This is a genomic window from Burkholderia sp. Se-20373 (assembly GCF_017104705.1).
Taxonomy (GTDB): domain Bacteria; phylum Pseudomonadota; class Gammaproteobacteria; order Burkholderiales; family Burkholderiaceae; genus Burkholderia.
The window spans coordinates 1-3,862 of sequence record NZ_JAAGPH010000283.1; the positions used below are offsets into that span (position 1 = coordinate 1).

At 67.1% G+C, this 3,862-nt stretch carries 5 protein-coding genes; all 5 read left to right on the top strand.

The genetic code is table 11. From position 1 onward, the window contains the following. On the top strand, positions 1–768 hold a 768-nt coding region (gene thiE / locus G3N96_RS37900; RefSeq protein ID WP_241023024.1), incomplete at its 5' end, for a thiamine phosphate synthase. Positions 769–852: 84 nt separating this feature from the next. Then, entirely contained in the window at positions 853–1,674 is an 822-nt protein-coding gene (locus G3N96_RS37905; protein ID WP_006477138.1) for an ABC transporter ATP-binding protein, read from the top strand. Beyond that, a complete protein-coding gene (gene mlaE, locus G3N96_RS37910; protein ID WP_006486220.1) occupies positions 1,671–2,438 on the top strand; it encodes a lipid asymmetry maintenance ABC transporter permease subunit MlaE in 768 nt (255 codons plus the stop codon). The genes G3N96_RS37905 and mlaE overlap by 4 nt, the downstream gene beginning before the upstream one ends. A 24-nt stretch (positions 2,439–2,462) precedes the next feature. Then, positions 2,463–3,026 carry an outer membrane lipid asymmetry maintenance protein MlaD gene (mlaD, locus tag G3N96_RS37915; protein ID WP_124583784.1) on the top strand — a complete coding sequence of 188 codons (564 nt, stop codon included), beginning with the start codon at positions 2,463–2,465 and terminating at the stop codon, positions 3,024–3,026. Between the two features lie 30 nt (positions 3,027–3,056). Beyond that, positions 3,057–3,862 (top strand): VacJ family lipoprotein (locus G3N96_RS37920; RefSeq protein ID WP_206140414.1); only part of this gene is annotated, 806 nt, incomplete at its 3' end.

Here is a 3,862-nt window from a genome sequence, read left to right on the forward strand (position 1 = left end):
TTCTCCTTCGCCGCGTCGGGCGCGGCCGGCGCATCGGCCGATTCGCCGTACGGGCGCAACTGGACGTCGGCCGGCCGTTCGGGCAACAGGAAGGCCACGAGCGGAATCACGATCGCGGCCGCGACCGAACCCGCGTTCGCGCCATGTCCCGCGCAACTCGGCCTGTATCCGGTCGTGCCGGACGCCGAATGGGTCGAGCGGGTGCTCGATTGCGGCGTGCGGACCGTGCAACTGCGTGTGAAAGGCGCGACGCCGGACAGCTTGCGGCGAGAAATCGCCCGCGCGGTCGCGGCCGGGCGTCGCTATCCGGATGCGCGCGTGTTCATCAACGATCACTGGCAGATCGCTGCAGAAGAGGGGGCGTACGGCGTTCATCTGGGCCAGGAAGACCTCGAGACTGCCGATCTGGCCGCGATCGCGCGCGCGGGCCTGCGGCTCGGGCTTTCGAGCCACGGTTATTACGAAATGTTGCGGGCATTGCACGAGCGCCCGAGCTACCTCGCGCTCGGCCCCGTGTACGCGACCGCGACCAAGGCCGTTGCTGCGCCGCCACAGGGCCTCGCGCGGATCACCCGCTATGCGCGCTTCGCGGGTGCGCGGGCGCCGCTCGTCGCGATCGGCGGGGTGGGGCTCGACGCGCTGCCGGGCGTGCTGGCAACGGGCGTCGGCAGTGTCGCGGTGGTCAGTGCGGTGACCGGCGCGACCGACTATCGGGCCGCCGTTGCTGCGTTGCAGCAATGCTTTCCCGGACAATTTGACAATCATTGACCGCAGGGCGCGGAACGGCTTCACGACATCATTCCAAGGCAGGCCCTATAATTCGGCGTTCTGCGTAAAAGGACTGTCAGCTCCGTGAGCCCCACTCCTACCGAGACACTGCTGGAACTTCGCGACGTCGACTTCGGCTACGGCGACCGCCTCGTCCTGTCCAACCTGAACCTGCGCTTCGGGCGTGGGCAGGTGGTTGCGGTCATGGGCGGGTCGGGTTGCGGCAAGACGACCGTGCTGCGCCTGATCGGCGGCCTCGTGCGCGCGCGCCGCGGCCAGGTGCTGTTCGACGGCGCCGATGTCGGCGCGCAAACGCGCGACGGCCTGTACGCGCTGCGCCGCAAGATGGGCATGCTGTTCCAGTTCGGCGCGCTGTTCACCGACATGTCGGTGTTCGAGAACGTCGCGTTCGCGCTGCGCGAGCACACCGACCTGCCCGAAGACCTGATCCGCGACCTCGTGCTGATGAAGCTCAACGCGGTCGGGCTGCGCGGCGCGCGCGACCTGATGCCGTCCGAGGTGTCGGGCGGGATGGCGCGCCGTATCGCGCTGGCACGCGCGATCGCGCTCGATCCGCAGCTCATCATGTACGACGAACCGTTCGCGGGCCTCGATCCGATCTCGCTCGGCATCACCGCGAACCTGATCCGCACGCTGAACCAGGCGCTGGGCGCCACGTCGATCCTCGTCACGCACGACGTGCCGGAATCGTTCGCGATCGCCGACTACGTGTATTTCCTCGCCAACGGCGGCGTGCTCGCGCAGGGCACGCCCGACGAACTGCGCGCGTCGACCGATCCGAGTGTGCGGCAGTTCATCGACGGCGCGCCGGACGGCCCGTTCAAATTTCATTACACGAGCCCGCCGCTCGCAGCGGATTTCGGGCTCGGCGGAGGGCGCGCATGATCAGCGCGATCGGACGTTACGTCATCGGCGGCCTCGAACGCGCGGGCTACGGCACGCGGCTGTTCGTGCGCCTCGTGCTGGAATTCTTCCCGCTGCTGCGCCGGCCGCGGCTGGTCACGAAGCAGATCCACTTCCTCGGCAACTATTCGTTCGTGATCATTGCCGTGTCGGGGCTGTTCGTCGGCTTCGTGCTCGGCCTGCAGGGCTATTACACGCTGAACCGCTATGGTTCCGAGCAGGCGCTCGGCCTGCTGGTCGCGCTGTCGCTCGTGCGTGAGCTCGGGCCGGTCGTCACCGCGCTGCTGTTCGCGGGGCGTGCGGGCACGTCGCTCACGGCCGAGATCGGTCTGATGAAAGCCGGCGAACAGCTCACCGCGCTCGAGATGATGGCGGTGGACCCGATCAAGAACGTGATCGCGCCGCGCATGTGGGCGGGCATCATCGCGATGCCGCTGCTGGCGGCGATCTTCAACGCGGTCGGCGTGCTCGGCGGTTACTTCGTCGGCGTCGTGCTGATCGGCGTCGATCCGGGCGCATTCTGGTCGCAGATGCAGGGCGGCGTGCAGGTCTGGGCCGACGTCGGCAACGGCGTGATCAAGAGCATCGTGTTCGGGTTCGCCGTGACCTTCATTGCGCTGTATCAAGGGTATGAAGCGAAGCCCACGCCCGAGGGCGTGTCGCGCGCGACCACCAAGACGGTCGTGTTCGCGTCGCTCGCCGTACTCGGCCTCGATTTCCTGCTGACCGCGCTGATGTTCAGCTAAGCCTCAGCCAAGCCAAATTTTGGGATGACGATGAAAAAGACTGCTCTCGACTTCTGGGTCGGCCTGTTCGTGGTGGTGGGCTTCCTTGCGGTGCTGTTCCTGGCGCTCAAGGTCGGCAACATGAGCTCGCTGTCGTTTCAGCCGACCTATTCGGTGAGGATGAAATTCGACAATATCGGCGGGCTGAAGCCGCGCGCGGCCGTGAAGAGCGCGGGCGTCGTGGTCGGCCGCGTGAAGTCGATCGGCTTCGACACGAATACGTACCAGGCACTTGTCACGATCGATGTCGACGGCCAGTATCCGTTCCCGAAGGATTCGTCGGCGAAGATCCTGACGTCGGGCCTGCTCGGCGAGCAATATATCGGCCTGGATCCGGGCGGTGACACCGAAATGCTGAAGTCGGGCGATACGATCACGATGACGCAATCGGCGATCGTGCTCGAGAACCTGATCGGCCAGTTCCTGTACAGCAAGGCCGCCGATGCGGGCGGGGCGAAGCCGGCAGCCGGTGCATCGGCCGCCGCGCCCGCCGCGCCCGCACCGGTGGCGGTGCCGGCGTCGGCGGTGTCCGGTTCGGCCGGCCAATAACCACACGAGAGAAAACAAGAGGGAATGACCATGCAGACGATCCGCATCAGGCAGGCCGCGCTGGCGGTAGCGGCAGTCGCCGCGTTGAGCGGCTGCGCGACCGTGCAGACGCCGACCAAGGGCGATCCGCTCGAAGGCTTCAACCGGTCGATGTACAAGTTCAACGACACGGTCGACACGTATGCGCTGAAGCCGGTCGCGAAGGGCTACCAGTACGTGGTGCCGCAGCCGGTGCGCGACAGCGTGACGAACTTCTTCTCGAACATCGGCGACGTCTACATCGCGGCGAACAACATCGTGCAGCTGCGCATTGCCGACGGCGTCGGCGACATCATGCGCGTCGTGATCAACACGGTGTTCGGCGTCGGCGGCCTGTTCGACGTCGCGACGATCGCGAAGCTGCCGAAGCATACGGCCGACTTCGGGATCACGATGGGCCGCTACGGCATGCCGTCGGGCCCGTATCTCGTGCTGCCGCTGCTCGGCCCGAGCACGCTGCGCGACACGGCCGGCCTGGGCGTCGACTACGTCGGCAACCCGCTCACCTACGTGAAGCCGGACGGCGTTAGCTGGGGCCTGTTCGGCGTGAACCTGGTCAACACGCGTTCGAACCTGCTCGGCGCGGGCGACGTGCTGGATGCCGCGGCGCTCGACAAGTATTCGTTCGTCCGTAATGCGTACCTGCAACGCCGCCAGATGCTGATCAGCAACGCGCGCGGCGAGGCGGCCGCGACGTCGAGCAACGATGCGCTGCCGAAGTACGACCTGCCGGAAGACGGCGCGGCACCGGCGGCAGCCGGCGCGGCCGGTGCGGCGGGCGCAGCGGCGGTGGGCGG

Coding starts and splice junctions, on each gene's coding strand:
- mlaE (WP_006486220.1), top strand. CDS start 1,671: ATGATCAGCGCGATCGGACGTTACGTCATCGGCGGCCTCGAACGCGCG.
- mlaD (WP_124583784.1), top strand. CDS start 2,463: ATGACGATGAAAAAGACTGCTCTCGACTTCTGGGTCGGCCTGTTCGTG.